This is a genomic window from Polymorphobacter sp. PAMC 29334, assembly GCF_019431245.1.
Lineage (GTDB): Bacteria > Pseudomonadota > Alphaproteobacteria > Sphingomonadales > Sphingomonadaceae > Polymorphobacter_B > Polymorphobacter_B megasporae.
Map to the genome: position 1 here is coordinate 762,539 of NZ_CP080243.1, position 24,949 is coordinate 787,487.

The 24,949-nt window shown below is 68.4% G+C and carries 21 protein-coding genes and 2 pseudogenes; 11 read left to right on the forward strand and 12 right to left on the reverse strand.

The features are described 5' to 3' along the window. Positions 1-4: 4 nt before the first annotated feature. A complete protein-coding gene (locus tag KZX46_RS07475) occupies positions 5-2,191 on the reverse strand; it encodes a penicillin acylase family protein (RefSeq protein ID WP_219776074.1) in 2,187 nt (728 codons plus the stop codon). A gap of 28 nt (positions 2,192-2,219) precedes the next feature. Here KZX46_RS07475 and KZX46_RS07480 point away from each other — a divergent pair, with 28 nt between their 5' ends. Next, positions 2,220-3,497 (forward strand): amidohydrolase family protein, encoded by a 1,278-nt coding sequence (locus KZX46_RS07480; RefSeq protein WP_219776075.1) that lies wholly within the window; start codon positions 2,220-2,222, stop codon positions 3,495-3,497. A 13-nt stretch (positions 3,498-3,510) separates the two neighbouring features. Here the strand turns inward: KZX46_RS07480 and KZX46_RS07485 are convergent, their stop codons facing one another. The 4 genes from KZX46_RS07485 to KZX46_RS07500 form a co-directional block, all read right to left on the reverse strand. Next, positions 3,511-4,803 (reverse strand): AAA-associated domain-containing protein, encoded by a 1,293-nt coding sequence (locus KZX46_RS07485; protein ID WP_219776076.1) that lies wholly within the window; start codon positions 4,801-4,803, stop codon positions 3,511-3,513. A 9-nt stretch (positions 4,804-4,812) separates the two neighbouring features. Next, a complete protein-coding gene (locus KZX46_RS07490) occupies positions 4,813-6,564 on the reverse strand; it encodes an ABC transporter permease subunit (protein WP_219776077.1) in 1,752 nt (583 codons plus the stop codon). Between the two features lie 270 nt (positions 6,565-6,834). Next, positions 6,835-7,212 carry a VOC family protein gene (locus KZX46_RS07495; RefSeq protein ID WP_219776078.1) on the reverse strand — a complete coding sequence of 126 codons (378 nt, stop codon included), beginning with the start codon at positions 7,210-7,212 and terminating at the stop codon, positions 6,835-6,837. A 160-nt stretch (positions 7,213-7,372) separates the two neighbouring features. Then, complete coding sequence (locus KZX46_RS07500; RefSeq protein ID WP_219776079.1) at positions 7,373-8,611, reverse strand: UbiH/UbiF/VisC/COQ6 family ubiquinone biosynthesis hydroxylase; 1,239 nt, start codon at positions 8,609-8,611, stop codon at positions 7,373-7,375. Between the two features lie 113 nt (positions 8,612-8,724). Between KZX46_RS07500 and KZX46_RS07505 the strand changes: the two genes are divergently transcribed. After that, positions 8,725-11,040: a DNA translocase FtsK 4TM domain-containing protein gene (locus KZX46_RS07505; protein WP_219776080.1), complete on the forward strand. Its 2,316-nt coding sequence runs from the start codon at positions 8,725-8,727 to the stop codon at positions 11,038-11,040. Positions 11,041-11,174: 134 nt separating this feature from the next. Next, positions 11,175-11,270, forward strand: a pseudogene (locus KZX46_RS23465) (MerR family DNA-binding transcriptional regulator); the annotation flags it as partial. Here KZX46_RS23465 and KZX46_RS23220 read toward each other — a convergent pair. After that, positions 11,232-11,420 (reverse strand): hypothetical protein, encoded by a 189-nt coding sequence (locus tag KZX46_RS23220; RefSeq protein ID WP_255615333.1) that lies wholly within the window; start codon positions 11,418-11,420, stop codon positions 11,232-11,234. The pseudogene KZX46_RS23465 and the gene KZX46_RS23220 sit on opposite strands and share 39 nt — an antisense overlap. A gap of 40 nt (positions 11,421-11,460) precedes the next feature. On the opposite strand from KZX46_RS23220, the gene KZX46_RS22805 reads away from it, so the two are divergent. After that, positions 11,461-11,835, forward strand: coding sequence for a TipAS antibiotic-recognition domain-containing protein (locus KZX46_RS22805; protein WP_226896162.1), 375 nt, complete (start codon positions 11,461-11,463; stop codon positions 11,833-11,835). Positions 11,836-11,874: 39 nt separating this feature from the next. Here KZX46_RS22805 and KZX46_RS07515 read toward each other — a convergent pair whose 3' ends face one another. After that, on the reverse strand, positions 11,875-12,744 hold the full coding sequence (locus KZX46_RS07515) for a 3-hydroxybutyryl-CoA dehydrogenase (RefSeq protein ID WP_219776082.1): 870 nt from the start codon (positions 12,742-12,744) through the stop codon (positions 11,875-11,877). Positions 12,745-12,926: 182 nt separating this feature from the next. Between KZX46_RS07515 and KZX46_RS07520 the strand changes: the two genes are divergently transcribed. Next, positions 12,927-13,991 carry an NAD(P)-dependent alcohol dehydrogenase gene (locus tag KZX46_RS07520; protein WP_219776083.1) on the forward strand — a complete coding sequence of 355 codons (1,065 nt, stop codon included), beginning with the start codon at positions 12,927-12,929 and terminating at the stop codon, positions 13,989-13,991. Between the two features lie 41 nt (positions 13,992-14,032). Here the strand turns inward: KZX46_RS07520 and KZX46_RS07525 are convergent, their stop codons facing one another. After that, on the reverse strand, positions 14,033-15,052 hold the full coding sequence (locus tag KZX46_RS07525) for an NAD-dependent epimerase/dehydratase family protein (protein ID WP_219776084.1): 1,020 nt from the start codon (positions 15,050-15,052) through the stop codon (positions 14,033-14,035). Positions 15,053-15,136: 84 nt separating this feature from the next. Then, positions 15,137-16,738: a phosphoenolpyruvate carboxykinase gene (locus tag KZX46_RS07530; RefSeq protein ID WP_219776085.1), complete on the reverse strand. Its 1,602-nt coding sequence runs from the start codon at positions 16,736-16,738 to the stop codon at positions 15,137-15,139. Positions 16,739-16,891: 153 nt separating this feature from the next. Between KZX46_RS07530 and KZX46_RS07535 the strand changes: the two genes are divergently transcribed. The 6 genes and pseudogenes from KZX46_RS07535 to KZX46_RS07560 all read left to right on the forward strand — a co-directional run bounded on the left by KZX46_RS07535 (position 16,892) and on the right by KZX46_RS07560 (position 21,392). Further along, positions 16,892-17,653, forward strand: a complete 762-nt coding sequence (locus tag KZX46_RS07535; RefSeq protein ID WP_216709769.1) for a response regulator transcription factor — start codon at positions 16,892-16,894, stop codon at positions 17,651-17,653. Between the two features lie 36 nt (positions 17,654-17,689). After that, entirely contained in the window at positions 17,690-19,246 is a 1,557-nt protein-coding gene (locus KZX46_RS07540) for an ATP-binding protein (protein ID WP_219776086.1), read from the forward strand. 74 nt (positions 19,247-19,320) lie between these two features. After that, positions 19,321-19,464, forward strand: a pseudogene (locus tag KZX46_RS23470) (HPr kinase/phosphorylase); the annotation flags it as partial. Between the two features lie 243 nt (positions 19,465-19,707). Further along, complete coding sequence (gene rapZ, locus KZX46_RS07550) at positions 19,708-20,694, forward strand: RNase adapter RapZ (protein ID WP_370647548.1); 987 nt, start codon at positions 19,708-19,710, stop codon at positions 20,692-20,694. Between the two features lie 20 nt (positions 20,695-20,714). Then, positions 20,715-21,119: a PTS sugar transporter subunit IIA gene (locus tag KZX46_RS07555; RefSeq protein ID WP_216709823.1), complete on the forward strand. Its 405-nt coding sequence runs from the start codon at positions 20,715-20,717 to the stop codon at positions 21,117-21,119. Positions 21,120-21,122: 3 nt separating this feature from the next. Next, positions 21,123-21,392 carry an HPr family phosphocarrier protein gene (locus KZX46_RS07560; RefSeq protein WP_216709767.1) on the forward strand — a complete coding sequence of 90 codons (270 nt, stop codon included), beginning with the start codon at positions 21,123-21,125 and terminating at the stop codon, positions 21,390-21,392. Positions 21,393-21,396: 4 nt separating this feature from the next. On the opposite strand, the gene KZX46_RS07565 is transcribed toward KZX46_RS07560, so the two are convergent. From KZX46_RS07565 to KZX46_RS07575, 3 genes are all read right to left on the reverse strand, one after another. Beyond that, positions 21,397-22,335 (reverse strand): cation diffusion facilitator family transporter, encoded by a 939-nt coding sequence (locus KZX46_RS07565; protein WP_219776087.1) that lies wholly within the window; start codon positions 22,333-22,335, stop codon positions 21,397-21,399. Beyond that, positions 22,332-24,110: an acyl-CoA dehydrogenase gene (locus KZX46_RS07570; RefSeq protein ID WP_219776088.1), complete on the reverse strand. Its 1,779-nt coding sequence runs from the start codon at positions 24,108-24,110 to the stop codon at positions 22,332-22,334. Before KZX46_RS07570 ends, KZX46_RS07565 begins: the two co-directional genes overlap by 4 nt. A gap of 70 nt (positions 24,111-24,180) precedes the next feature. Next, positions 24,181-24,861 (reverse strand): S24 family peptidase, encoded by a 681-nt coding sequence (locus KZX46_RS07575; RefSeq protein ID WP_216709764.1) that lies wholly within the window; start codon positions 24,859-24,861, stop codon positions 24,181-24,183. Positions 24,862-24,949: the final 88 nt, after the last annotated feature.

Consider the following 24,949-nt stretch of genomic DNA (forward strand, 5'->3'; position numbering starts at 1 on the left):
ACGCTCATCCTCCGGGGTGATAGCGGCGCTCGACGTGCCCGCTGAGCTCGTCCGGGTAGAAATACACCGGGCGGAGCGCACCAGCGGCATAGCGGGCGATCTGGTCGGCGAAGTGCGGTGAGGTGGGGTCGCCGCTCTGGCCGCCCGCCATCACCGCCATCGCCTTCACGCGCGAACCGAACTCGACGACCGCGACGAAGCTGTTGCCGCTCGTGCCGTAATAGCGTGTCGTCCCCGGCCACGACTTGGCGCCGAACGAGGCGAGGCTGCCCCATTGCGCCGAGGTGAAGGGCACGGGCAGCGACGCCTTGGCATCGTCGAAATGCGGCGCGATTGCATCGTCGAGGCGCTGGAAGCGGTTGATCGTCTGCCACGGCGTCTGCCAGCTGCCGAAGTCGCGGGTCAGCTGGCCGACCGCCGCCGTCAGCGCGGCAAGCTTGGCGTCGGGGCTGACGCGGGTGGCGATATAGTCGGGGACGTTGAGCCGTTCCGCCTGCGCGAAGCTGCCGACGTCGCGCCACAGCTGGTCGCCCCAGAACACCGCGAGGCTCGTTGCAGTCGAGTCGGCGCTCCAGCGATAATCCCAGCCCTTGAGCAATGCGATCGGCGCGGCGAGGGCGGGCTTGCGTGCATCGCTTGCGGGCAGGGCGGACCAAGCCTCGACGAGTGCGGGCAGGAGGCGGGCGAAGGCGGGCAGGTACGGATCGAACGCCGCGGCGCGCAGCGTCTCGGGCGTCCAGCCGCTTTTGCCGGTCAGCAGCAGGTCGGCATGGACGCCGCGGGCATTCCCACCCGCCTGATCCATGTAACGCGGATAGTCAGCCGCCTTCGGGCTGTCGGGTCCGGCGGCGCTCCACGGCCAGTCGTTGGTGTTGTGGGCCCAGCCGACGCGCGGGTTGACCACGCTCGGCAGGCTGGCAAGCGTGTGGAGGCCGCGCCAGTCGGTCGCGGGATCGCTGCCATCGACGGGCCGCGTATAGTCGAAGCGGTCGTTCCGCAGCGGAATATACTGCGGCATCAGGAAGGCGATCTCGCCGGTGCTGTCGGCGAACAGCGTGTCGTTCGACGAGTTGGCCTGAAGCGCGGCGCTCGTCATGTAGCTCGCGAGGTTGGTCGCCTTGGTCCGCAGATAGCTTTGTTCGAGCGCCGGAACCGGCTTCCACATCAGCGCGGTGGCGATCCATTTCCCCGCCTTCATCGACACGACCGGGCCATGACGCGTGCGGTAGGTCGTGAAGCTGCGCTCGCTTATCGTGCCGTCAGGGCGGCGGAAACGGAGCGTGACGACACGGCTGGCGACCGGCCGCGCGGCCTTGCCGTAGCGATACGACCAGCCGTTCGCGGTGCGCGTCACCTTCTCGGCGAACTCGTCGACGGCGTCGGCGGTCGACGAGGTGTGCATCCAGCCGGCGCTGGCGTTGAACCCCTGGTAGACGAAGAACTGTCCCCACGTGCTTGCGCCATAGGCATTCAGCCCGGCGGCGCTGGTCATCTGCGCCTCCGACCGGAAATAGAAACTGGTGTGCGGATTGATCAACAGCAGCGCGTGGCCGTTCGCGGTCAGCCGCGGCGCGATGGCGATGCCGTTCGATCCCGACGGCTCGCGCAGTACCATGCCCAACTCCTCCGGTGTCGGCGGGGTCGGCTGGCCGTAGAAGGTCTTGAGGCTGCTCAGCGAGATCCGCTCGATGTCGCCGCCGATGCTCCCCTCGGTGAAGCTCAATGCCATCCACGGCTCGAACCGGGTCAGCACGCGCGGCTTCGTGCCGGGATGCGAGGCGAGGTAGAAATTGAGGCCATCCGCCCACGCCTCCATCAGCGTCCGCAGCCAGGCCGGGCTCTTCGCATACTCCGCCTTGAGTTCGGCGGGGTCGACGAACAGCCGCTGCCGCAGGTCGCCCCAGATCGCGTCCTCGCCGTCGACCTCGGCGGTCCGTCCGAGCGCGGTCAGGTAATTCGCCTCGATCCGGGCAAAGTCGTCCTCGGCCTGCGCGTACATCAGCCCGAAGACCGCGTCGGCATCGGTCGGGCCGCTGACGTGCGGGATGCCCCAGTCGTCGCGGACGATCGTCACCCGCGCCGCCTCGCGCTGCCACCGCGCCGTATCGGTCTCGGCGGCACCCGGCACTGCCGTCATTCCCGCCGCCAGCATGATCAGGAGATTGCGTGTGCGTCGCAGGGCTTTATCCATGAGCCGAGCTTAGGGTGGGAAAAAGGGAATGACTATGCGGTGGCTGGCGATACTCGCGGCGTTGACGATCGGTCCGCTGGCGTCGGCGTCGGCGGCCGAAACCGGGTCGCTGCTGCTCAAGCCTGCAGGCGTGTTCGACGGCGTCGACGGCAAGGTCCACGCGCGCTGGCAGGTGCTCGTCACCGGCGACAAGATCGTCGCGGTCGGCCCCGACCTGCCGCACCCCGCCGATGCGAAGCCGATCGAGCTGCCCGGCACGACGCTGATGCCCGGGATGATCGAGGGGCACGGCCACCTGTTCCTCCACCCGTATAACGAGACCAGCTGGGACGATCAGGTGCTCCACGAGCCGTTGGCGCTGCGGACCGCGCGCGCCGTGGCGAGCGCGAAGGCGACGCTGCTCGCGGGGTTCACCTCCGAGCGCGATCTCGGCACCGAGGGTGCGGGTTATGCCGACGTCGGACTCAAGGCGGCGATCGACGAGGGCATCGTTCCCGGGCCGCGCCTGTCGGTTGCGACACGCGCGATCGTCGCGCTCGGCGCTTATGGCCCCAAGGGCTTCGAGCCGGGCGTCGTGGTCCCGCAGGGTGCCGAGGAGGTCTCGGGCACCGACCAGATCGCCGCCGCCGTCCGCCGCCAGATCGCGGCGGGCGCGGATTGGGTCAAGCTTTACGCCGATTACCGCTGGCGTCCGGGCGAGGACAGCCGCGCGACGCTCAGCCTCGACGAGATCAAGGCTGCGGTCGCCGCCGCGCACGATGCCGGCCGCCCGGTCGCAGTCCATGCCTCGACTGCCGAGGGGATGCGCCGCGCGGTCGCCGCCGGGGTCGATACGATCGAGCACGGCTATGGCGGAACGCCGGAAATCTTCGCGGCGATGGCGGCGAAGCGGATCGCGCTGTGCACGACCCTCGCCGCATCCGACGCGACGTCGCGCTATCGGGGTTGGAACGGCAGCGAGCCCGCGCCGCCGGGGGTCGTGTTGAACCGCCAGAGTTTCCGCATGGCGATGAAGGCGGGCGTGCCGATCTGCATGGGCGGCGATGTCGGTGTGTTCCCGCACGGCCAGAACGCGCGCGAGATCGAGCTGATGGTCGACGCCGGGATGCCCCCGGCCGACGCGCTCGTGGCGGCGACGTGGGGCAATGCCCGCTGTCTGCATCTGTCCGGGAAACTTGGCGCGGTGAAACCGGGCTTGCTCGCCGATCTTGTCGCGGTCGACGGTGACCCGACCGCCGACATCGGCGCAGTCCGCCGGATCAGGATGGTGATGAAGGGCGGGGTCGTGGTGCCTGCCGGTCAGTAACCAGAGCGAACCGCTAGGTCGGATTGTCGAGGGTGAATAGGTCGGCGGTCTCGTCGAAGGCATAGACCTCGGCATAACGGCCCCATTGGACGACCGAGCGGATCGTCTGGTCGGCGTATTCTTCGGACATATGGTCCTCGAGTTCGTCGCGAAACCGGCGCGCTGGGGCCTGGTGGCTGGCGCGGTCGTCGAGGACGCGGCGGACATGCGCGACGAGCGGGACGTAGTTGAGCAGCTGCTGCGCGAACAGCTGCTTGCGCTGGTCGACCTCGGCCTCGGCGTAGCGGAACGCCGGCGGCAGCAGGCGAAGGTCGCCGCCCTCGAGCTCGGCGAAGCGCAGCAGCTGGAGGACTTCCGCGATCGGGAACAGCTCGTCGGCTTCGTACTGCAATTCGCGCGCGAGTTGCGGCAGGTCGGCCTTGCCGCTGTACGGCGGCGCGGCGATCGCCTCCATCAAACCGGCGAGGGTATTGGTCGACACGCGCGGCAGCACCATGCTGATCCCGGTTCCCGGGAACAGTCCGTCGCGTGCCTCGCCCGGGGCGGCTTTCTTGGTCATGCGGACGTAGATGTCCTCGACGAGCGCGCGGAACGCCGGCTCCTGCCGGTTGCGCGGCTGCGGCAGGTCGACCTTGATCTCGGCGACGACGCGGCCCGGGTTCGACGAAAAGACGAGGATGCGGTCGCACATCAGCACCGCCTCCTCGATGTTGTGCGTCACCATCAGGATCGACTTGATCGGCATCCGCCCTTCCGACCACAGGTCGAGAAGGTCGGTCCGCAGGGTCTCGGCGGTCAGCACGTCGAGCGCCGAGAACGGCTCGTCCATCAGCAGGATCGACGGATCGACGACGAGCGCCCGGGCGAGGCCGACGCGCTGGCGCATCCCGCCCGACAGCTCCTTGGGGTAGGCGTTCTCGAAGCCGTCGAGGCCGATCAGGTCGATCGCGGCGAGCGCGCGCTTGCGCCGCTCGGCGGCGGGGACGCGCTTCGCCTCGAGCCCGACCTCGACGTTCTGCTGGACGGTCAGCCACGGGAACAGCGCGAAGCTCTGGAAGACCATGCTGACCGTCGTCGCGGGGGCCGGAAACGCGACGCTCCCCCCGGTCGGGGTCAACAACCCGGCGATCGAGCGGAGCAGGGTCGACTTGCCCGAGCCCGAGCGGCCGAGCAGCCCGACGATCTCGTTGTCGAACAAGGTCAGGTCGACGTCGTCGAGGACGAGGAGGTTGCTCTCCGCCGACTTGCCGTAGAAATGGCGGACATTGCGGACTTCGACGAGCGGCCGGTCGAGAATGGCGGTCATGATTGCTCCTCAGTCGAGCCGCAGGCGGCGTTCGGAATAGCGATAGAGCGGCCGCCATACCGCGCGGTTGAGCGCGGTGACGAAGACCGACATGACGGCGACGCCGAGCGCGACCTGCGCCGACCGCCCCGCTGCGGTGGCGCTCGCGATGTACGAACCGAGCCCGACCGCCTCGATATGCTCGTGGCCCCAGCTGACCGCCTCGGCGACGATCGACGCGTTCCACGACCCGCCCGACGCGGTCAGCGCGCCGGTGACGTAGTACGGGAAGATGCCGGGCAGCGCGACCTGCCGCCACCACTGCCAGCCGCGGATGTCGAAGATCCGCGCGGCCTCCTTGATGTCGGTCGAGATCGCGCTCGCCCCGGCGATCACGTTGAACAGGATGTACCACTGGGTGCCGAGGATGATCAGCGGCGACAGCCAGATGTTGGGGTCGAGGCGGAAGCGCAGGATGACGACGACGGCGAAGGGAAACAGCACGTTCGCCGGGAAGGCCGCGAGGAACTGGGCGATCGGCTGGAGGCGTTCGGCCCAGACCGGACGAAGTCCGATCCAGACGCCGATCGGCACCCAGATCAGGCTGGCAACGACGATCAGGACGAGCACCCGGACCAGCGTCGCGAAGGCGAGGCCGGTGACCGTCCAGACGTCGTTCCAGTTGAGCGTGTGGCTGACGAACCCGGCGAGCACCGCGACCGCCCACACCGCGAAGCCGCCGATGATCACGAGCCACAGGATGTCGAGAATGCGGCTCGTCTCGCCGCCGAGGCGAAGCGCCGGCGGGCGCGGCACCGACCAGTCGATCCGGCCGATCTGGCGCATCGGCCATGCCAGCGCGGCGAAGCCGACGCGAAGCCAGCGCGTCTGGCGGACCATCGCATAGACCCACGATTGCGGCGCCTCCTGCGACTTGGTCTGCTCGAAGCGGAACTTGTCGGCCCAGGCGACGACCGGGCGGAACACCAGCTGATCGTAGAGCAGGATGACAACCGCCATTGCGCCGACGCCGATCGCGACCGCGTGCAGGTCCTGCCGTTCGATCGCCAGCGCCAGCCACGCGCCGATGCCGGGCAGCGTCACGGTCGTGTTGCCGACGGTGATCGCCTCCGACGCGACGACGAAGAACCAGCCGCCCGACATCGACATCATGATGTTCCAGACGAGTCCCGGCGTCGCGAACGGCAGGTCGAGCCGGATGAACCGCCGCCAGCCTGAGAAGCCGAACTGGCGGCTGACCTCGTCGAGGTCGTTCGGCACGGTCCGCAGCGACTGGTAGAAGCTGAAGGTCATGTTCCACGCCTGGCTGGTGAAGATCGCGAAGATCGCGGCGAGCTCGACGCCGAGCTGGCGGCCGGGAAACAGGTTCATGAAGAAGGTGACGGTGAAGGTCAGGAAGCCGAGCACCGGCACCGACTGGAGGATGTCGAGCGCCGGCACGATGATCATCTCGGCCTTGCGGCTTTTGGCGGCGAGGGTGGCGAAGACGAAGGTGAAGACGAGCGATGCGCCGAGTGCGGCGAACATCCGCAGCGTCGTCCGCAGTGCGTATTCGGGCAGCCGCGCGACATCGAGCGTCACCGGCGTCGCCCGCAGCGCGGCGAGCGGCTGGCTCGCCTCGCCCGCCCCCCGGACGATCAGGACGGCGGCGGCGGCGAGCAGCAGGAAGCTGATCAGGTCGGCCCATGACGGGGCAGACCGCATCCGCAAGAAGCGTGCGATCGGCCAGCCGCGTTCAGTCGTGGCATCGCGTTGCGCCATCGTGTCCCTCGTGGCCGCCCTGCCGCCACGAGCGCCTGGAGATCAGGCGGCCCCGTTCGACCTCGGCGGCGTGCGTCTTCGGTTGCTGCTATCGCCTGGCATTGGTGCCTGTTTCGCTAAAGTTGCGCATGACCTTTCGGGCGAACGCAGGCTGCGCTTGGCCTCGCAACCTGACCGAGTCAAGGCGTGTGAAAACGCCCTCGCGACGATGCGCGCCGGGGTCGTCGGGATCGACTTCGAGCAACCTGTCGGGCTGACGTTAGCGCCGACTCACGACGCTTCCCACAGCTCGATCGGGGTGCCTTCAGGGTCGTGGACTCGGGCGAAGCGGCCGGCCTCGGGCGAGTCCCACTCGGGGCGTGTCTCGACATCGATTCCCGCCGCGCGCAGCCCGGCGAGCAGGTCGTCGAGGCCGGTGACGCGGAAGTTGAGCATGAACGGCTTGTCGGCGGCGAAATAGTCGCTCGTCGCGGCGAACGGGGCGAAGACGGTCGGGCCGGCGGCGGTGCGCCACGTCCACGGGTCGGGGTCGTCGTTCGCGCCGCCGCCGCATCCCGCGCCGACGCCGAGGTGGGTGACGTACCATGCCGTCAGCGCCTCGGGGTCGCGCGCCCGGAAGAACAAGCCGCCGATACCGGTTACGCCCATGTCGCTACCCCTTTGCCCGTCGCCGAATATCGAAAACCCGGCAAAGGCTCGGCTATGCCGGTCGGGACGTCAAGCTGTGACGGCAGGGTGCATTCGATGCGGGCACGATCCTTCGACGTGCGGCGTTGTGCGGTGCCTGTGCGCGTGGCGGCGCGACGGGCTAAAGCGCGGTCCCGGTCAGTAATTTGGGCCGGTCGCCGGTCTCGCCGCGGGCCTCGGCCATGAAGCGCCGCTTGAGCAGCGGGACGCGCTCGACCGCCGCCAGCCCGAAGCGCCGCGCCGCCGCCGGGACCCGCCCCTTCAACGCGAACAAGCGGTTGAGGCCATCGGTGACGCTCCCGACCATCGAATTATCGAGCCGCCGCCATGCCGAATAGCGCGCCGTCACTGCCGGCGCGCCGAGGTCGAGGCCGAGCCGGGCGCTGTCGACAAGCACCTCGGTCAGCGCCGCGACGTCGCGCAACCCCATGTTAAGTCCTTGTCCTGCAATGGGATGTATCCCATGCGCCGCGTCGCCGATCAGGACGAGGCGATCGGCGGTGTAGGTCGCGGCGTGATGGTAGCCGAGCGGATACGACGCCGCCGGCGCGACCACCGTCACCGCCCCGAGCAGCCCGCCGATCCGCGCCTCGATCTCGGCCGCAAGCCCGCGAAGGCCGAGCTTCATCGTCCCCGCCGCGGCGTCGTTCTCGACGGTCCATACGATCGCCGACCGATGCGCCCCGCTTTGAGTGTCCTGCATCGGCAGGATCGCGAACGGGCCGGTCGGGTAAAACAGCTCGAAAGCGGTGCCGCCGTGCGGCTCGGCGTGCTCGATCATCGTCACGATCGCGGTCTGCGGGTAGGTCCAGCGCGCCACCGCGATCCCGGCCCCGTCGCGAATCTTCGAGCGGCGCCCGTCGGCGGCGATCAGCAGCGGCGCGGTCAGGACCGTGCCGTCGGCGAGCGTCACCGTCACTCCGTGCTCGGCGCGGACAATCGACATCGCGGTCGCCGGGGCATGGAGGGCAATCCCCGCCGCCGCGCGTCCGCCGTTGAGCAGCGCGGCGCGGAGGTGGCGGTTCTCGACCATGTGGCCGAGCGCGCCGCCACCGGACGCGTCGGGCCCATCGGTCGCAAGTGCGTCGAAGATCAATGGCTTGGTCGTGATCCCGTCGCTGACGCGGATGCGGTGGATCGGGCACGACTGCTCGTCGAGGACCTTGCCCAGCCCGATCGCGTGGAACATCGCCGCCGAGGCGCTGGCGATTGCGGTCGCGCGGCCGTCGAAGCCCAGCGCCAATGTCGCGTCGAGGTCGGCGGCGTCGACCACTGCGCTCGACAGCCCATGCGCGTCGAGGGCGAGCGCGAGCGTCATGCCGACCAGCCCGCCGCCGATGATGATAACGTCGCTCTGCATGTGTTGCGTCTTAGCCCGCATCGCCGCGATTGCGAAGCGGCACGATGTCCCGATCTTGCCCCGCGACTCGATCCAAGGCATCGTGGCAGTCACGCGAACGGAGGGCGAACGGCATGGCAACGAGGGCCGCAACGACGGGGCGCGGGGCGCAGATCGTCGGCGCCGAAACCAAGGCCGCGCTGAGTCGCGGGGTCGGCATCGCGGGCGGGATTGCGCTCTTGTTCGTCGCGGCGGCAATCGTCGCGGTGCTCGCAAGTTACGGCCCCGCCGATCCGTCGTTCAACACCGTCACCGGGCGTGTGCCCCAGAACCTGCTCGGCGCTCCCGGCGCATGGGCCGCCGACGCCTTGCTGTTCGCTGCGGGCTATATGGTCGTCGCGCTGGTTCCGGCGCTCGTCGTTGCTGGCGCACGGCTGCTGCGGCGCAAGGGGCTTGCGAACTGGCGGCGCTATGCGCTGGCGACGCTGGCGGGGACGCTGTTCGCCGCGGGCGCGGTCGGAGCGCTGTGGCCTGATCCCGATGCAGCGATGCCGGCGGGGAGCGGCGGGCTTGCCGGGCTCATCGCCGCCAGCGTGGGCGACTCGCTATCGTCGATCACGGCGCTGTCCGCTTTGCCGGTAACGAGCCTGCTCGCGCTCGTCCTGGCGATGGTCGCACTGCCGCTGCTGCTTTGGGGCGTCGGTGTCGATCGAAGCGATGCTGCAGCCATCACTGGGCTGTTCCGCCACCGCGACGATGACGAGATCGAGCCCGCCGCAGCCCCGGTCGAGCGCCGCCGCCGCCCTGCTCCCGAAGCCACCGCCGCCGCGATCGAGCAGGCCGCCGTGCCGCGGGCGACGATCGTCACACCTGCCGCGCCGCCTCCTCTCTCGGCGAAGCGCGGCCGTCGCGACCGCCAGCCGACGCTTGGCCTCGGCGACATCTACGAACTGCCCCCGCTCGACCTGCTCAAGCCGGTGCCGAAGGGGCCGGTGGTCAAGATCGACCGCGCCGCGCTCGAACAAAATGCCCGGCTGCTCGAATCGGTGCTCGACGACTTCGGGGTCAAAGGCCGGATCGGCGACGTCCGCCCGGGCCCGGTGGTGACGATGTACGAGCTCGAACCCGCGCCGGGGCTCAAGGCGAGCCGGGTGATCGGCCTGTCGGACGACATCGCCCGGTCGATGAGTGCGGTCAGCGCGCGGGTCGCGGTCGTGCCGGGGCGCAACGTCATCGGCATCGAGCTGCCCAACCACAATCGCCAAATGGTGACGCTGTCCGAGCTCCTCGCGTCGGCGGCGTTCGAGGACCAGTCCGCCGCACTACCGCTGGTGCTTGGCAAGAACATCGCGGGCGATCCGGTCATCGCCGATCTGTCGCCAATGCCGCATTTGCTGATCGCGGGCACGACCGGATCGGGCAAGTCGGTCGGGCTCAACTGCATGATCCTGTCGTTGCTCTACCGGCTGTCGCCCGACCAGTGCCGGATGATCATGATCGACCCGAAGATGCTCGAGCTGAGCGTCTACGACCGCATCCCGCATCTGCTCTCCCCCGTCGTCACCGAGCCGGCGAAGGCGATCCGCGCCTTGAAATGGGCGGTCGAGCAGATGGAGGACCGCTACCGGATGATGTCGACGATCAACGTCCGCTCGCTGTCGGGGTTCAACCAGCGCGTCCGCGAGGCGAAGGCGAGCGGCAAGCCGTTCATCCGCAAGGTCCACACCGGCTACGACGACGACGGCCACGCGATCTACGAGGAAGAGACGCTCGACTTCGAGCCGTTGCCGCTGATCGTCGTTGTCGTCGACGAGCTCGCCGACCTGATGATGACCGCGGGCAAGGAGGTCGAGTTCCTCATCCAGCGCCTCGCGCAAAAGGCCCGCGCGGCGGGCATCCACCTGATCATGGCGACCCAGCGCCCGTCGGTCGACGTCATCACCGGCGTCATCAAGGCCAACCTGCCGACCCGCATCAGCTTCTCAGTGACGTCGAAGATCGACAGCCGGACGATCCTCGGCGAGCAGGGGGCCGAGCAGCTGCTCGGCAAGGGCGACATGCTCTACATGCCCGGCGGCAAGCAGGTCGTCCGCGTCCACGGCCCGTTCGTCAGCGACGAGGAGGTCGAGGCGGTCGCCGATTACTGCCGCACCCAGGGCCGCCCCGACTATGTCGACGCGGTTACGGAGGAGCCGGTCGAGGGCGATGGAGTCTTCGGGCTCGATCTCGGCGAGGGCGGCGGCGAGGAGGCCGAGACTTACAAGAAGGCGATCATGATCGTCGCCGAGAGCCGCAAGGCCTCGACAAGCTACCTCCAGCGCCAGCTCCGCGTCGGCTACAACAACGCCGCGCGGCTGATCGAGCGCATGGAAAAGGACGGCTATGTCGGCGTCGCCGACCATGTCGGGCGGCGCGAGGTTCTGATCGAGCCTGATGGAACACGGATGTAAGCGTGCGTAAGGCCCGGCCAAACATAACCAGATGATGGGCGCTCCCCCCTTTCCGCTAGTGCAATCCACGTCGGACAGCGCCCCCCGAAATACCCCTTGCGGTTGACGTAGCGTCATCGGTTACGACTCGGGGCATGGGAACCCTGTCGATCACCGATGTCTGCCGCCGCACCGGGCTCAGCGCCCGCGCCTTACGCTTCTACGAAGCGCGCGGACTCGTCGGCGCGCAGCGATCGGCGGCGGGGCAGCGGCGCTACGGGGCCGCCGAGGTCGCGCGCCTCCACCAAGTCACTGTCCGCGCGGCGGGCGAGCATCGACGATGCGCTTGCGGGCTTGCGCGCGGCGCAGGCGGCGCTGACCGCCGATGCGACAATCGACATCGACACATTCTGCGCCCTCATCAGACAAGGAGAGAAGACCGTGACCGAGCAGACCGCCGCATGGCAAAGGGTCGTCGACCGCTATTATACTACCGAGGATCAAGCGCGCTGGCGCGAGAAGATGGGCGCCCTGCCGAGCGGATTCGACCCGGCTGCCTATCAGGCGAAGTGGGCCGACATCGGCTCGCGGATCGCTGCGGCCTTACCGCTCGATCCGGCCTCGAATGCGGCGCAGGCGTATCTCACCGAATGGAACGCGCTGCTCAAGCCATTCACCATGGCCGCCGACGCGCGTATGAGGACCGAGGTCGTCGCGCTCTACGAACGGATGGACGAGTGGTCGACCGAGACAACGCCGGGCTTCACCAAGGCGGTGTGGGACTTCATCAAGGCGGCGGCGGTGGCGCGGGGTTGAGCGCACGCGCCTCCACCGACGAAGTTGCTCGTCTATAGTCTATCGCGTCGGCACCGGCTCGGCACCCGAGTAGTCGTAGAACCCGCGCTTCGTTTTCTTTCCCAGCCACCCCGCCTCGACATATTTCACCAGCAGTGGTGCGGGGCGGTATTTCGGGTCGCCGGTCGCCTCCTGCATGACGCGCATGATCGACAGCAGTGTGTCGAGGCCGACGAAATCGGCGAGGGTTAGCGGTCCCATCGGGTGATTCGCGCCGAGCTTGAGCCCGGTGTCGATGTCGACAACCGAGCCGACGCCCTCGCCCAATGCGAAGATCGCCTCGTTGAGCATCGGGCACAGCACGCGGTTGACGATGAAGGCAGGGGCGTCGGCCGCCTCGATCGCGGACTTGCCGAGCTTCGTCGCGAAGCCGTGCATCGCGGTCGCGGTGGCATCCGATGTCGCCAGCCCGCGGATGATCTCGACAAGCGCCATCAGCGGGACGGGATTGAAGAAATGCACCCCGGTGAAGCGGTCGGGGCGGTCGGTCGCCGCCGCCAGCCGGGTGATCGAGATCGACGAGGTGTTGGTCGCGATCAGCGCATGCGGCGCGAGGTGCGGGCACAGGCCGGCGAAGATCTTCGCCTTGACGCCCTCGTTCTCGGTCGCCGCCTCGATGACGAGATCGGCGGCGGCGAAAGCGGCGGTGTCGGTCGTTAGCGCGATCCGGGCGAGAGCGGGCTCGACCGTGGCGGCGTCGACCGTTCCCTTCTTGACCCCGCGCGCGAGGTTCGTCGCGATCGTCGCCTTCGCGGCTTCGACTCGGTCGAGCGCGACGTCGGACAGGATGACGTCGTAGCCGGCGAGCGCCGCGACATGCGCGATGCCGTTGCCCATCAGTCCCGCGCCGATAACGCCAATCGTCTGCATGCTCTATCGGTCCTCGTTGTGCATTTCAGTCATAGCGAGGATCGGCGCGGCTTGAACAGTCTGTTGCATCGCAGCAAATTATCCGTGCCCGACGGGCCTCAAGGGTGGAACATCGCCCGTCGCCATCCGATATCCCTTGTGGCGCCCCCAGTCCGCGCCCGCCAAATCCGTCAGGAATCATCATGTCGACGACCGCCAACGCCTATGCGGCGCATTCCGCCGACGCGCCGCTCGCGCCCTTCAGCTTCACCCGCCGCGACGTCCAGCCCAACGATGTCGCGATCGACATCCTGTTCTGCGGCGTCTGCCATTCCGACCTCCACACCGCGCGCAGCGAGTGGGGCGGCACCCAGTATCCGTGCGTCCCCGGCCACGAGATCGTCGGGCGCGTCACCGCCGTCGGTGCCAGCGTCAGCAAGTTCGCGATCGGCGACGTCGTCGGCGTCGGCTGCATGGTCGACAGCTGCGGGCATTGCCCGTCGTGCAACGATGGCGAGGAGCAATATTGCGAAACCACCGGCTTCGTCGGCACCTACAACGGTCCCGATACCGTCCTCGGCGGCTACACCTTCGGCGGCTATTCGGATCACATCGTCGTCGACCAGGGCTTCGTTCTGACGGTGAGCCACGACGAGGCCGACCTTGCTGCAGTGGCACCATTGCTGTGCGCCGGCATCACCACCTACTCGCCGCTGCGCCACTGGAAGGTCGGCCCGGGGCAGAAGGTCGGCATCGTCGGACTCGGCGGGCTCGGCCACATGGGCGTCAAGATCGCTGCCGCGATGGGGGCCGAGGTCTATGTCTTCTCGACCTCGCCGAAAAAGCGTGACGACGCGATCCGGCTCGGCGCGAAGGAGCTGATCGTGTCGAAAGACGCGGACGCGATGGCGGCGCACGCCAACAGCTTCGACTTCATCCTCGATACCGTCGCGGCGAGCCACGACCTCGACGCGCTGACGTCGCTGCTCAAGCGTGACGGGACGCTGACGCTGGTCGGCGTCCCCGAGCATCCGCATCCGTCGCCGACCGTCGGCAACCTCATCTTCAAGCGGCGTGCGATCGCCGGTTCGCTGATCGGCGGCATCGCCGAGACGCAGGAGATGCTCGATTTCTGCCGCGACCATAAGCTGACCGCCGATATCGAGATGATCGCGATCGACGAGATCGACACCGCCTATGAGCGTATGGTGCGGAGCGACGTCAAGTATCGCTTCGTCATCGACATGGCGTCGCTCAAGACGGCATAATGCCGGACCTGGGATGGGCGGGATGCCCGTCCCCGAACTGCTCAGCTCTTGACCAGTCCCGCCGCGATCAGGCTGCGCGCGGTGTCGACGATCGTCTCGGCGACCGGGCGCGGGTTCCAGCCGATCACTGCGCGGGCATGACTCGCGTCGCCGACGCGGGTCCGGCCAAGTTCGGGCAGGACGAGCTTGACCTGCGCGTCGAATAGCGCCGACACGCGGACGAGGAAATTCGGCAGCTTCATCGTCGGCACGCGCTTCGCCTTGTCGGCAAGGCGGCTTTTGAGGATCGCGGCGACGTCGGCCATCGACAGGTACTCGCCCGAACACAGGAAGCGTCCGCCGTCGATGCCGGGCGTCGTCATCGCCGACAGATGCGCGGTGGCGATGTCGCGGACGTCGCAAATGCCGAAGCTGATCGCGGGCAGGCCGGGCAGCTCGCCGTTGAGCATCTTGGTGATGACCAAGAGCGACCCCGAGAAGTCGTTGCCGAGGACCGGGCCGAGCACCAGCGCGGGGTTGATCGTGCAATATTCCATGCCGCCACCCTCGGCCGCGATCCAGTCGCGTGCAGCGCGTTCGGCGATCGTCTTGGATTTGGCATAGGCCCCGGTCGCGGGCGACGTCAGGTCGCTCCAGTCGGCCTCGGTGTACGTCCGGTCCTGCCCGGTCATGCCGTAATACATCGCCGCGACCGACGAGGTCATCACCACGCGCTTGACCCCCGCCGCCTTCGCCGCGCGGAGTAGGCGGAGCGCACCGTCGCGGGCGGGAACGATCAGGTCGTCGTCGGTCTTGACCGCGCCGGTCGGCAGCGGCGAGGCGATGTGCTGGACGAAATCGCATCCCGCCGTGGCCTCGGCCCACCCGGCGTCGCTCGTCAGGTCGGCGGCGGTAAGCGGGAGCTGGTCGGCGGTGAGGCCGAGGCTGGCGCGGACGGCGTCGGCCTTGGCAAGGCTGCGGATCGTGCCGCTGACCGACCAGCCATCGGCGATCAGCGCCTTGACGACATAGCCCGCGATGTATCCCGACGCCCCCGTGACGAGGACCTTGCCCTTGCTCATGTCATGCTCCCCCAGCCTGCGACGACCTTAAGAGGCAGCCGCAGGCAAGTCGAGCGATTTGAGTATTACTCAGCGGACCTCGATTTACGCCGCCTTGGGGGCCGATTCGCGGACGCCTGCATCGACGTGATCCTCGAACTGCGCGAAGTTTGCGACGAACATGCTGACGAGCGACTTCGCCTTGGCGTCGTACGCGGCCTTGTCGGCCCACGTCTCGCGCGGGTTGAGGATGCGCGGCTCGACGCCGGGGACCGACACCGGCACCTGAAAGCCGAAGTTCGGGTCGGTGCGGAACTCGGCATCGTTGAGGCTGCCGTCAAGCGCGGCGTTGAGCAAAGCGCGGGTGACGCGGATCGGCATGCGACTGCCGGTGCCGTAGATGCCGCCGGTCCAGCCGGTGTTGACCAGCCAGCAATCGACGCCGCCTTTGGCAATCCGCTCCTTGAGCAGATTGCCGTAAACCGACGGGTGGCGCGGCATGAACGGCGCGCCGAAGCATGTCGAGAAGGTCGCGTCGGGCTCGGTGACGCCGATCTCGGTCCCCGCGACGCGCGCGGTGTAGCCGCTGAGGAAGTGGTACATCGCCTGCTCGGGGGTCAGCTTGGCGATCGGGGGCAAGATGCCGAAGGCGTCGGCGGTCAGCATAATGACGTTCGACGGCACCGGGCCGAGGTTGTCGGCGCTGGCGTTGGGGATGAAGTCGATCGGGTACGACGCGCGGCTGTTTTCGGCGAGCGTCGCGTCGTCGAGGTCGATGACGCGGGTGACGGGGTCAATCACGACATTCTCGAGGACGGTGCCGAAGCACTGCGTCGTCGCGTAGATCTCGGGCTCGGCCTCGGCCGACAACCGGATGACCTTGGCGTAGCAACCGCCTTCGAAGTTGAACACCGCGGTGTCCGACCAGCCGTGTTCGTCGTCACCGATCAGCGTGCGGCTGGCATCGGCGCTGAGCGTCGTCTTGCCGGTGCCGCTGAGGCCAAAGAACACCGCGGTGCGGCCGTCGGCGCCGATGTTCGCAGAGCAGTGCATCGGCATCACGCCCTTGACCGGGAGCAGGTAGTTCAGGATCGAGAAGACCGACTTCTTCATCTCGCCGGCGTATTTCGTGCCGCCGATCAGGATCGTCTTGCCCTCGAAATCGACCGCGACGATCGTGCCCGAACGGCAGCCGTGGCGCGCCGGGTCGGCCTTGAAGCTCGGCAGGTCGACGATGGTGAATTCGGGCGCGAAATCGGCGATCGCAGCGGCGTCGGGGCGCACCAGCAGCGTGCGAATGAACAGCGCGTGCCACGCTAGCTCGGTGATCACGCGGACGTTGACGCGGTGCTCGGGCTGCGAGCCGCCGAACAGGTCCTCGACGAACAATGTCTCCTTCGCGGCGAGCGCGGCGGCGAAGTCGGCCTTGACGTTGGCGAACTGCTCGGGCGTGATCGCCTTGTTGGTCTTGCCCCACCAGATCACCGGGCCGGTGACATCGTCGTGGACGATGAACTTGTCCTGCGCCGAGCGGCCGGTGTGGCTGCCGGTCTCGACGACGAACGCGCCGTCTTTCGACAACAGCCCTTCGCCGCGCGCGACCGCGAGCTCGATCAGCGGCGCGGTCGACAGGTTCCAGTGGACCTTCGCAGTCGTCGGAAAGCCCTGAGCGTTGAGGCCGTGGCGGGGGGCGGATACGGTAGTCACGGGCGACGTCTCCTCAAGGACGGCGGACTGATAGCCGCCGCAGATTTTCAAATCGCTTACAGGATGCGCCGCGGCTCCGTCAAAGGGCGGACTTGCGCAGGCGGGGCGCGCGGGGCAGAGCGGCGTATTCAACTGTCAGGCCGTCCCCGCATCATGCCCGACACCGCCATTACCCCGGTCGTCATCGCCCTGGTCGACGATGATCGCAACATCCTGACCTCGGTATCGATCGCGCTCCAGGCCGAGGGCTTCGTCGTGCGGATGTATTCGGACGGCGCGGCGGCGTTGAAGGCACTCGTCGAAACCCCGCCCGATCTTGCGGTGCTCGATATCAAGATGCCGCGCCTCGACGGGATGGAGCTGCTCCGGCGACTGCGCGACAAGGTCGACGTGCCGGTGATCTTCCTGACGTCGAAGGACACCGAGATCGACGAGGCGCTCGGTCTGGCGATGGGGGCGGACGATTATATCGGCAAGCCGTTCAGCCAGCGGCTGCTGATCGAGCGGATTCGCGCGGTGCTGCGGCGGGCGGCGTCGCGCAAGGGGCTGCCGCTCGCCGATGGCGAGGCTGCGCCTGCGCCCGCGATCGTCCGCGGACGGCTCGCGATGGACCCGGCGCGACACCGCGTCACATGGGGTGTCGCGCCTGGGGGTGTCGCGGGCGGCGACGGCAAGGGCGACGTCGCGCTGACGGTTACCGAGTTTCTGATCCTCGAAGCGCTCGCCGCGCGGCCCGGCTTCGTCAAGTCGCGCGACCAGCTGATGGACGCCGCGTACCAGGACGACGTCTACGTCGATGATCGGACGATCGACAGCCACATCAAGCGGTTGCGCAAGAAATTTCGCGTCGTCGATCCCAGCTTCAAAGCGATCGAGACGCTGTACGGCGTCGGCTACCGCTTCAATGAGGAGTGACGCGCCGCGCCGGTCGCTGCGGCCGGAGCGCAGCAGGTGACCCGCGATATCGGCGGCGACACCCCCAACCGCAGCTTCAGCCTCGCGCCGCGCATCCTCGCGGTCAACGTCTTCGCCATTCTCGTGCTGACCGGCAGCATCTTCTACCTCGACTCGTTCCGCGAGCGGTTGCTCGACCAGCGCCGCGCCGAAATGCGCATGCAGGCGGTTCTAATCGCGAGCTTCATGGCCGGGGCACCGCCCGCCGCGCTCCCCGCGATCGCGGCGCGCTACGGCCGGGTCGGCGCGTTGCGGCTGCGCGTCTACGACCGCGACGGCGCGCTCGCCGCCGATAGCTGGCGCGCGACGGGGCCGACCTTCGAACTCCGCGACCCCGCCGACGATCCATTCCGCCGCGATGTCGCCCGCTTTCTCGACCAGGTCGTGGAGGCGGTCGGCTCGTTCCCCAAGATCGTCGGCTACGCCGAGCCCGCGGTCGACAACCGCGCCGCGTGGGCCGAGGTCGCCGCTGCCGCCGTGACCGGCCGCCCCGCCGATACGATGCGCGCTGCCCCCGACCGCATCGTCATCATCAGCGCCGCCGCGCCGTTGTTCGGCACCGCCGAGGCACCGGAGAATGCGCCGTTCGCGACCGTCCAGCTGACCCGCGACAGTCGCGACATCACCAGCCTTGTCCGTGCCGAACGCCTGTCGTCATTCTATGTCTTCCTGTTCGTCCTCGCCGCGTCGCTGTTGCTGTCGAACTATCTCGCCTCGACGATCGTCCGGCCGCTGCGCCAGCTCGCGCTCGCGGCGCAGCGGGTCCGGCTTGGGCGAGCACGCGATGTGACGGTGCCGCGCTTTAACCAGCGGCGCGACGAGATCGGGCAATTGGCGCGCGCTTTGTCGGACATGACGCTGACGCTGCGCGAGCGGATCGACGCGACCGAGGCGTTCGCCGCCGACGTCGCGCATGAAATCAAGAACCCGCTCGCGTCGCTGTCGAGCGCGGTCGACACGTTCGGGCGCGTCCGCGAGCCGCGGCTGCAGAGCCAGTTGCTCGAGGTCATCCGCACCGACGTCGGGCGAATCGACCGGCTGATCACCGATATCGCCGACGCCAGCCGCCTCGACGCCGAGCTGTCGCGCAGCCGCTACGAACGCTTCGACCTCGGCACGCAGGTCGAACGGCTCGTCGACGGCTACTCGAGCGCGCCGCTGCCGCGCGGGGTGTCGGTCGCCTATGCCGGTCCCGGCGAGACCGCGATCGTCTACGGCGACAATGCCCGGCTGGCGCAGGTCGCGCGCAACCTGATCGACAATGCGGTGTCGTTCTCGCCCCCCGGTGGCATCGTTGCGGTCGCGGTGACGCGCTCGGCGCGCCATGTCGAGTTGCGCGTCGACGACAACGGGCCGGGGATCCCGCACGAAAATCGCGACGACATCTTCCGCCGCTTCTACTCCGAACGTCCGGCAGCCGAGGATTTCGGACGGCACTCGGGGCTCGGCCTGTCGATCTCGCGGACGATCGTCGAGGCGCACGACGGCAGCATCGTCGCGGCGAATCGCACCGGCGGCGGCGCGCGCTTCACCGTCACTTTGCCGGTCGCGTGACGGTCCCCCCGCCCGGCCCGCCGACCATCCACGCCACCGGCGTCGCGATCGGCGCGCAGGGTTTTGCGCGCGCGGTGCTGCTCGTCGGGCCGCCGGGCAGCGGCAAGTCCGACCTCGCGCTGCGGCTGATCGATCGCGGCGCGACGCTGATCGCCGACGACCGCGTCGCGCTGACCACCGATGGCGACCGGCTCCTCGTCGCGCCGCCGCCGTCGATCGCCGGGCTGATCGAGGTCCGCGGCGTCGGCATCGTCCCCATCCGCCACGTCGCCGGCGTCCCCGTCTCGCTCGTCGTCGACCTCGCGGAGTCGCCCGAACGCCTGCCCGAGGCGACCACCCGCGACGTTTTCGGCCACGCGATCCCGGTCATCGGCCTCGATCCGTTCGACGCATCGGCGGCGCTCAAGGTCGAACGGGCGTTGACCGCGTTCGGGCGGCGGGTAGAGACTGTTTTCGTGGATATGCCCGCTTTGTCTTCCCCGGTTTCGCCGTCCGGCGCCGCGACCTCGCCGCGCACCCTCCTCGTCACCGGCATGTCGGGGGCGGGGCGCTCGACCGCGCTCAAGGTGCTCGAGGACCTCGGTTATGAGGCGGTCGACAACCTCCCGCTCGGGCTGTTCGACAAATTGCTCGCGACGAGCGACGGCCACGCCGATCACGACGCCGAACGCCCGCTCGCGATCGGCATCGATTCGCGGACGCGGGCGTTCGATGCCGACGCGATCGTCGACCGCATCGGCGACCTCCGCGCCGAAGGCGTCGACATCACATTGGTCTTCCTCGACTGCAGCGGCACCGAGCTCACCCGGCGCTTTTCCGAGACCCGCCGCCGTCACCCGCTCGCGCTCGATCGCCCCGCCGCCGACGGCATCGCCCGCGAGCGCGAGATCGTCGCGCCGCTGCGCCGCGCCGCCGACATCGTCATAGACACCTCGGATTATGCCGTCTCCGATCTGCGCCGCGCGCTCGCCGGGCGCTTCGCCCGCGCCGGCGTCGACCCGCTGACGCTGACGATCATGTCGTTCGGCTTCGCCCGCGGCCTGCCGCGCGACGCCGACCTCGTTTTCGACGTGCGCTTCCTCGCCAACCCGCACTGGGACGCGGCACTGCGCCCGCTGACCGGCGAAGACCCCGAGGTCGGGGCGTATGTCGCCGCCGACCCTGCCTTTGCCCCGGCGTTCGAACGGATCGCCGATCTGCTCCTCCTGCTGCTCCCGCGCTACGGTGCGGAGGGCAAGTCGTACCTCACCGTCGCCTTCGGCTGCACCGGCGGGCGGCATCGTTCGGTCTATGTCGCGCGGATGATGGCGGAGCGGCTGGCGGCGGCGGGATGGGCCGGGTCGGTCGTTCACCGCGACAAGGCAAGCGGGGCGAGCGCGGCCGCCGACGGGGCCGGGGCTGGTCACGGCGACGAAGCCGCGCTACCGGGCCGCGAGCAGACACGGTGAGGATACTTAATAACGTGCCGATGATCGGACTGGTGCTGGTGACGCACGGGCGGCTCGCTGCCGAATTCGTCGCCGCGCTCGAGCACGTCGTCGGCGCGCAGACCGCGCTCGAAGGCATCTGCATCGGCCCCGACGACGACATGGAAATTCGCCGCGGCGACATCGCCGCCGCGATTGCCAAGGTCGATCGCGGGTCGGGGGTGATCGTCCTGACCGACATGTTCGGCGGCACGCCGTCGAATCTCGCGATCTCGCTGATGGTGCCGAAGCGCGTCGAAGTCATCGCCGGGGTCAACCTGCCGATGCTCGTCCGCCTCGTGTCGGTGCGCGGCACGATGTCGGTTGCCGCTGCGGTCGACGCGGCGCAGGAGGCGGGGCGGAAGTATATTTCGGTCGCGTCGAAGATCCTCGGCGAGGCGGCGTAGGTCTTGGCGGGTCCTGTCACTGTCCTGATTCGCAACAAGCGCGGCCTGCACGCGCGGGCGAGTGCGCGCTTCGTCACGCTGGCGTCGACCTTCGACGCGGTGGTGACGGTCGCGAAGGACGATTCGAGCGTCGTCGGCACCTCGATCATGGGCCTGATGATGCTCGCTGCCGCCCCGGGCGACACCGTCGAGCTATCGGCCGAGGGCGAGCAGGCCGATGAAGCGCTCGCGGCGCTCGTCGCGCTCGTCGAGGGAAAGTTCGGCGAGGATTAGCGCGTCAGGCGCACGACCCCGCGACAAGCTCGATCTGGAAGGTCGCATGACCGATCCCAAAATCATGCTCGAGCATATGCGCCGCCTCGCACAGGAACGCGTCGCCGGGGTGACCGGCGGGGCACAGCAGATGCGCGGTGAGCGCGGTCTCGGTCGTGCTGACCGGCCAGATGTGGACATGATGGGTTTGCGCAACCCCGGGCAGGGCTGCGAGCCGTGATCGGACGGCGTCGAGCTCGACGCCCGGCGGAACACCCTGGAGCGCGAGCGTCATCGAATCGCGGAGCAGTCCCCACGTTCCCCAGATGATTGTCGCCGCGATGACGAGGCTGACGATGGGGTCGAGCCACGTCCAGCCGGTCTCGAGGATGACGAACCCCGCAACGACGACGCCCGCCGAAACGAGCGCGTCGGACATCATATGCGCGAAGGCGGCGCGGACGTTGATGTCTCCCTCGCGCCCGCGCGCGAACAGCCATGCGGTGACGCCGTTGACCGCGATGCCGGCGGCGGCGACAGCCATGACGGTGACCCCGCCGACCGGCTGCGGATCGCCGAGGCGGCGGATCGCCTCGAGCGCGATCGCGCCGACCGCTACGAGCAGCAGGACAGCGTTGAACAGCGCGGCGAGGATCGACGAACTGCGCATGCCGTAGGTGAAACGCTCGCTCGCCGCGCGCTTGGCGAGTGCGGTCGCGCCCCACGCCGCGGCGAGACCGGCGACGTCGGACAGATTGTGCCCCGCGTCGGCAAGCAGCGCGACCGAATTGGCGAGGAAGCCATACGCTGCCTCGACCGCGACGAAGCCGAGGTTGAGGACGATCCCGATGATGAAGGCGGTGCTGAAGTCCTTGGGCGGGGCGTGACTGTGGCCGTGATGATCGTGGCCGTGGTGATCGTGTCCGTGCGCGTGTCCGTGCGCGTGGTCGTGACTGCCGCTCATGCCGCGAACGCCTCCTCGGGTAACGCGTACAATAACTCGGCCCCGCGAGTCACAGGTCCAAGCAAAGCAGTGGCTTGCGGCAAAACCTGCTCAGCGAAGAAACGCGCAGTAGCGATCTTGGCGCGCAAGAACACCGCGTCGCCGTCGCCCGCCGCCAGCCGCTCCTGCGCTGCCACCGCCTGCCGCGCCATCAGCCACCCCCCGACCGTAATGCCGAACATCCGCAGGTACGGCGTCGCCCCGGCGGCGGTGTCGCTCAGCGCCTCGCCGCGGTTCCCCGTCAGCCACACCGTCGCGCTCTCGAGCGCCGCCAGTGCGTCCTCGAGATACGGGCGCAGCAGGCCGAGATCGCCGCGCGGCGGCAGGTCGCGAATGTCTTGGCGGACCTTGGCGAACAGCGCCTTCCAATGCGCGCCGCCGTCCATTCCCAGCTTGCGCCCGACGAGATCGAGCGCTTGGATGCCGTTGGTCCCCTCGTAGATTGGCGCGATCCGGGCGTCGCGCAGGTGCTGCGCCGCGCCGGTCTCCTCGACGAACCCCATACCGCCGAACACCTGGATGCCGATGCTCGCCATTTCGACGCCGATATCGGTGCAATACGCCTTGGTCACCGGGGTCAGCAGGTCGGCGAGCCCCGCCGCCGCCGAATCGTCGGCGGCGTGCGCGCGGTCGACTGCGGCGGCGGTGTAATAGGTCAGCGCGCGCGCCGCCTCGGTCGTGCTCCGCATCGTCATCAACATCCGCCGGACGTCGGCGTGCTCAATGATCCGGACCGGCGCGCCGCCCATTCCGAACTTCGCCGATTGGACCCGGTCGCGAGCGTAAGCGACCGCGCCTTGCGTTGCCCGCTCGGCGATCGCGACGCCCTGCAACCCGACGTTGATCCGGGCGTGGTTCATCATCGTGAACATCGCTTTCATGCCCGCGCCCTCGGCCCCGACCAGATAGCCGACACAGCCGCCATTTTCACCGAAAGCCATCGTGCACGTCGGTGAGGCGTGGATGCCGAGCTTGTGCTCGACGCCGACCGCCCGCAGGTCGTTGCGCCGGGTGAAGTTGCCGGCATCGTCGGGCAAGAACTTGGGACACAGGAACAACGAGATGCCCTTCGTCCCCGCAGGCGCGTCAGGCAGCCGGGCGAGGACGAGGTGAACGATGTTCGGCGCGCAATCATGCTCGCCCCAGGTGATGTAGATCTTCGACCCTTCGATCCGGTACGTCCCGTCCGCGGCAGGCTCGGCCTTCGTCCGCAGCGCGCCGACGTCGCTTCCCGCCTGCGGCTCGGTCAGGTTCATCGTTCCAGTCCACTCGCCCGAGACGAGCTTGGTCAGATAGGTTTCCTGCAATTTCGGCGAGGCATGAACCTGCAGTGCCTCGATCGCCCCTTGGCTGAGCATCATGCACAGGCTGAATGCCATGTTGGCGCTGGTCAGCTGCTCCTGCACTGCACTGGCAAGAACGAACGGCAACCCCTGTCCGCCGTGCGACGAATGCGCGCCGAGCGAGGCCCAGCCGCCGTCGACATAGAGTTTATACGCTTCGGCAAACCCGGCCGGCAGCGTCACCGCGTCGTCGGCGAGCCTCGCGCCCGCCTTGTCACCGACCGCGTTCAACGGCGCGAAGACGCCACTCGCAATCTTACCCGCTTCGGTCAGGATCGCCTCGACCATATCCGCCGTCGCGCCGTCGAACCCCGGCAGGGCGCTCAGGCCGGGCAAGTCGGCGATCGTTTCGAGAACGAACCGCTGTTCAGCGATCGGGGCGATATAGGTCATGCGGCGGCCTTACAACGGTAGCTCGCTGATATAGCCGCCCGGCGAAGGACAGCAAACCGGGCCCGCGTGATCAGGTCAGCCGCCGTCCGACCCAGACCACTCGCCCAATTACCGCGACCGTCGCCGGGTCGCAGTCGTCCCAGCTTGGATACGCGCTATTGTCCGAGCGGATCGTCAGCCGCCGGGTCGCCGGGTTGATGCTCAGTCGCTTGACCAGCAGCGCGTCGTCGGTCCGCAGCACGTAGATTCCGTCGCGCAGGCGCTCGCGGTCATCGGTGTCGACGAGGATGTTGTCGCCGTCGGCGAGCGTCGGCAGCATCGAATCACCCTCGACGCGGATAACCGACAGCGCTTCGGGCCGTCCGCTGGCGAGGCCGCGGACCCAGCTCGACTGGAAGGCGAGCACCGCAACCGGCAGTTCGGGACCCGGCTCGGCCCCCGACCCTGCCGACGCGCCGATATCGAGGTGCGGAATCAGCACGAAATCGCCGGGCGTCGACGCAATCCCGGCACGCGCCATGACCGCGTGCCCCGCGCGATCGGCCGGGCCGCCAAGCAGGCGTTCGGCGATGCCGAAATGCGCGGCGAGCTTGCGGCGATCGTCTTCGCTCAGCCGTCGCGGGACGCCACGCTTGACGAACTGCTGAATGTACGTCGGATTTCGCCCGATGAGCCGCGATAGCGACGCGTAATCCTCGCCGTGTTCGGCGATGAGTGCATCTAGCCGCTGACGTATAGCGACGTTTTCCATGCGTAGCGGACCTTTCTCCCCCCGAGACCCCGCTATTAACGGCGTATAGAGATAGTTTTTAACCTAGACTAGTAGGAATTCACTTCGC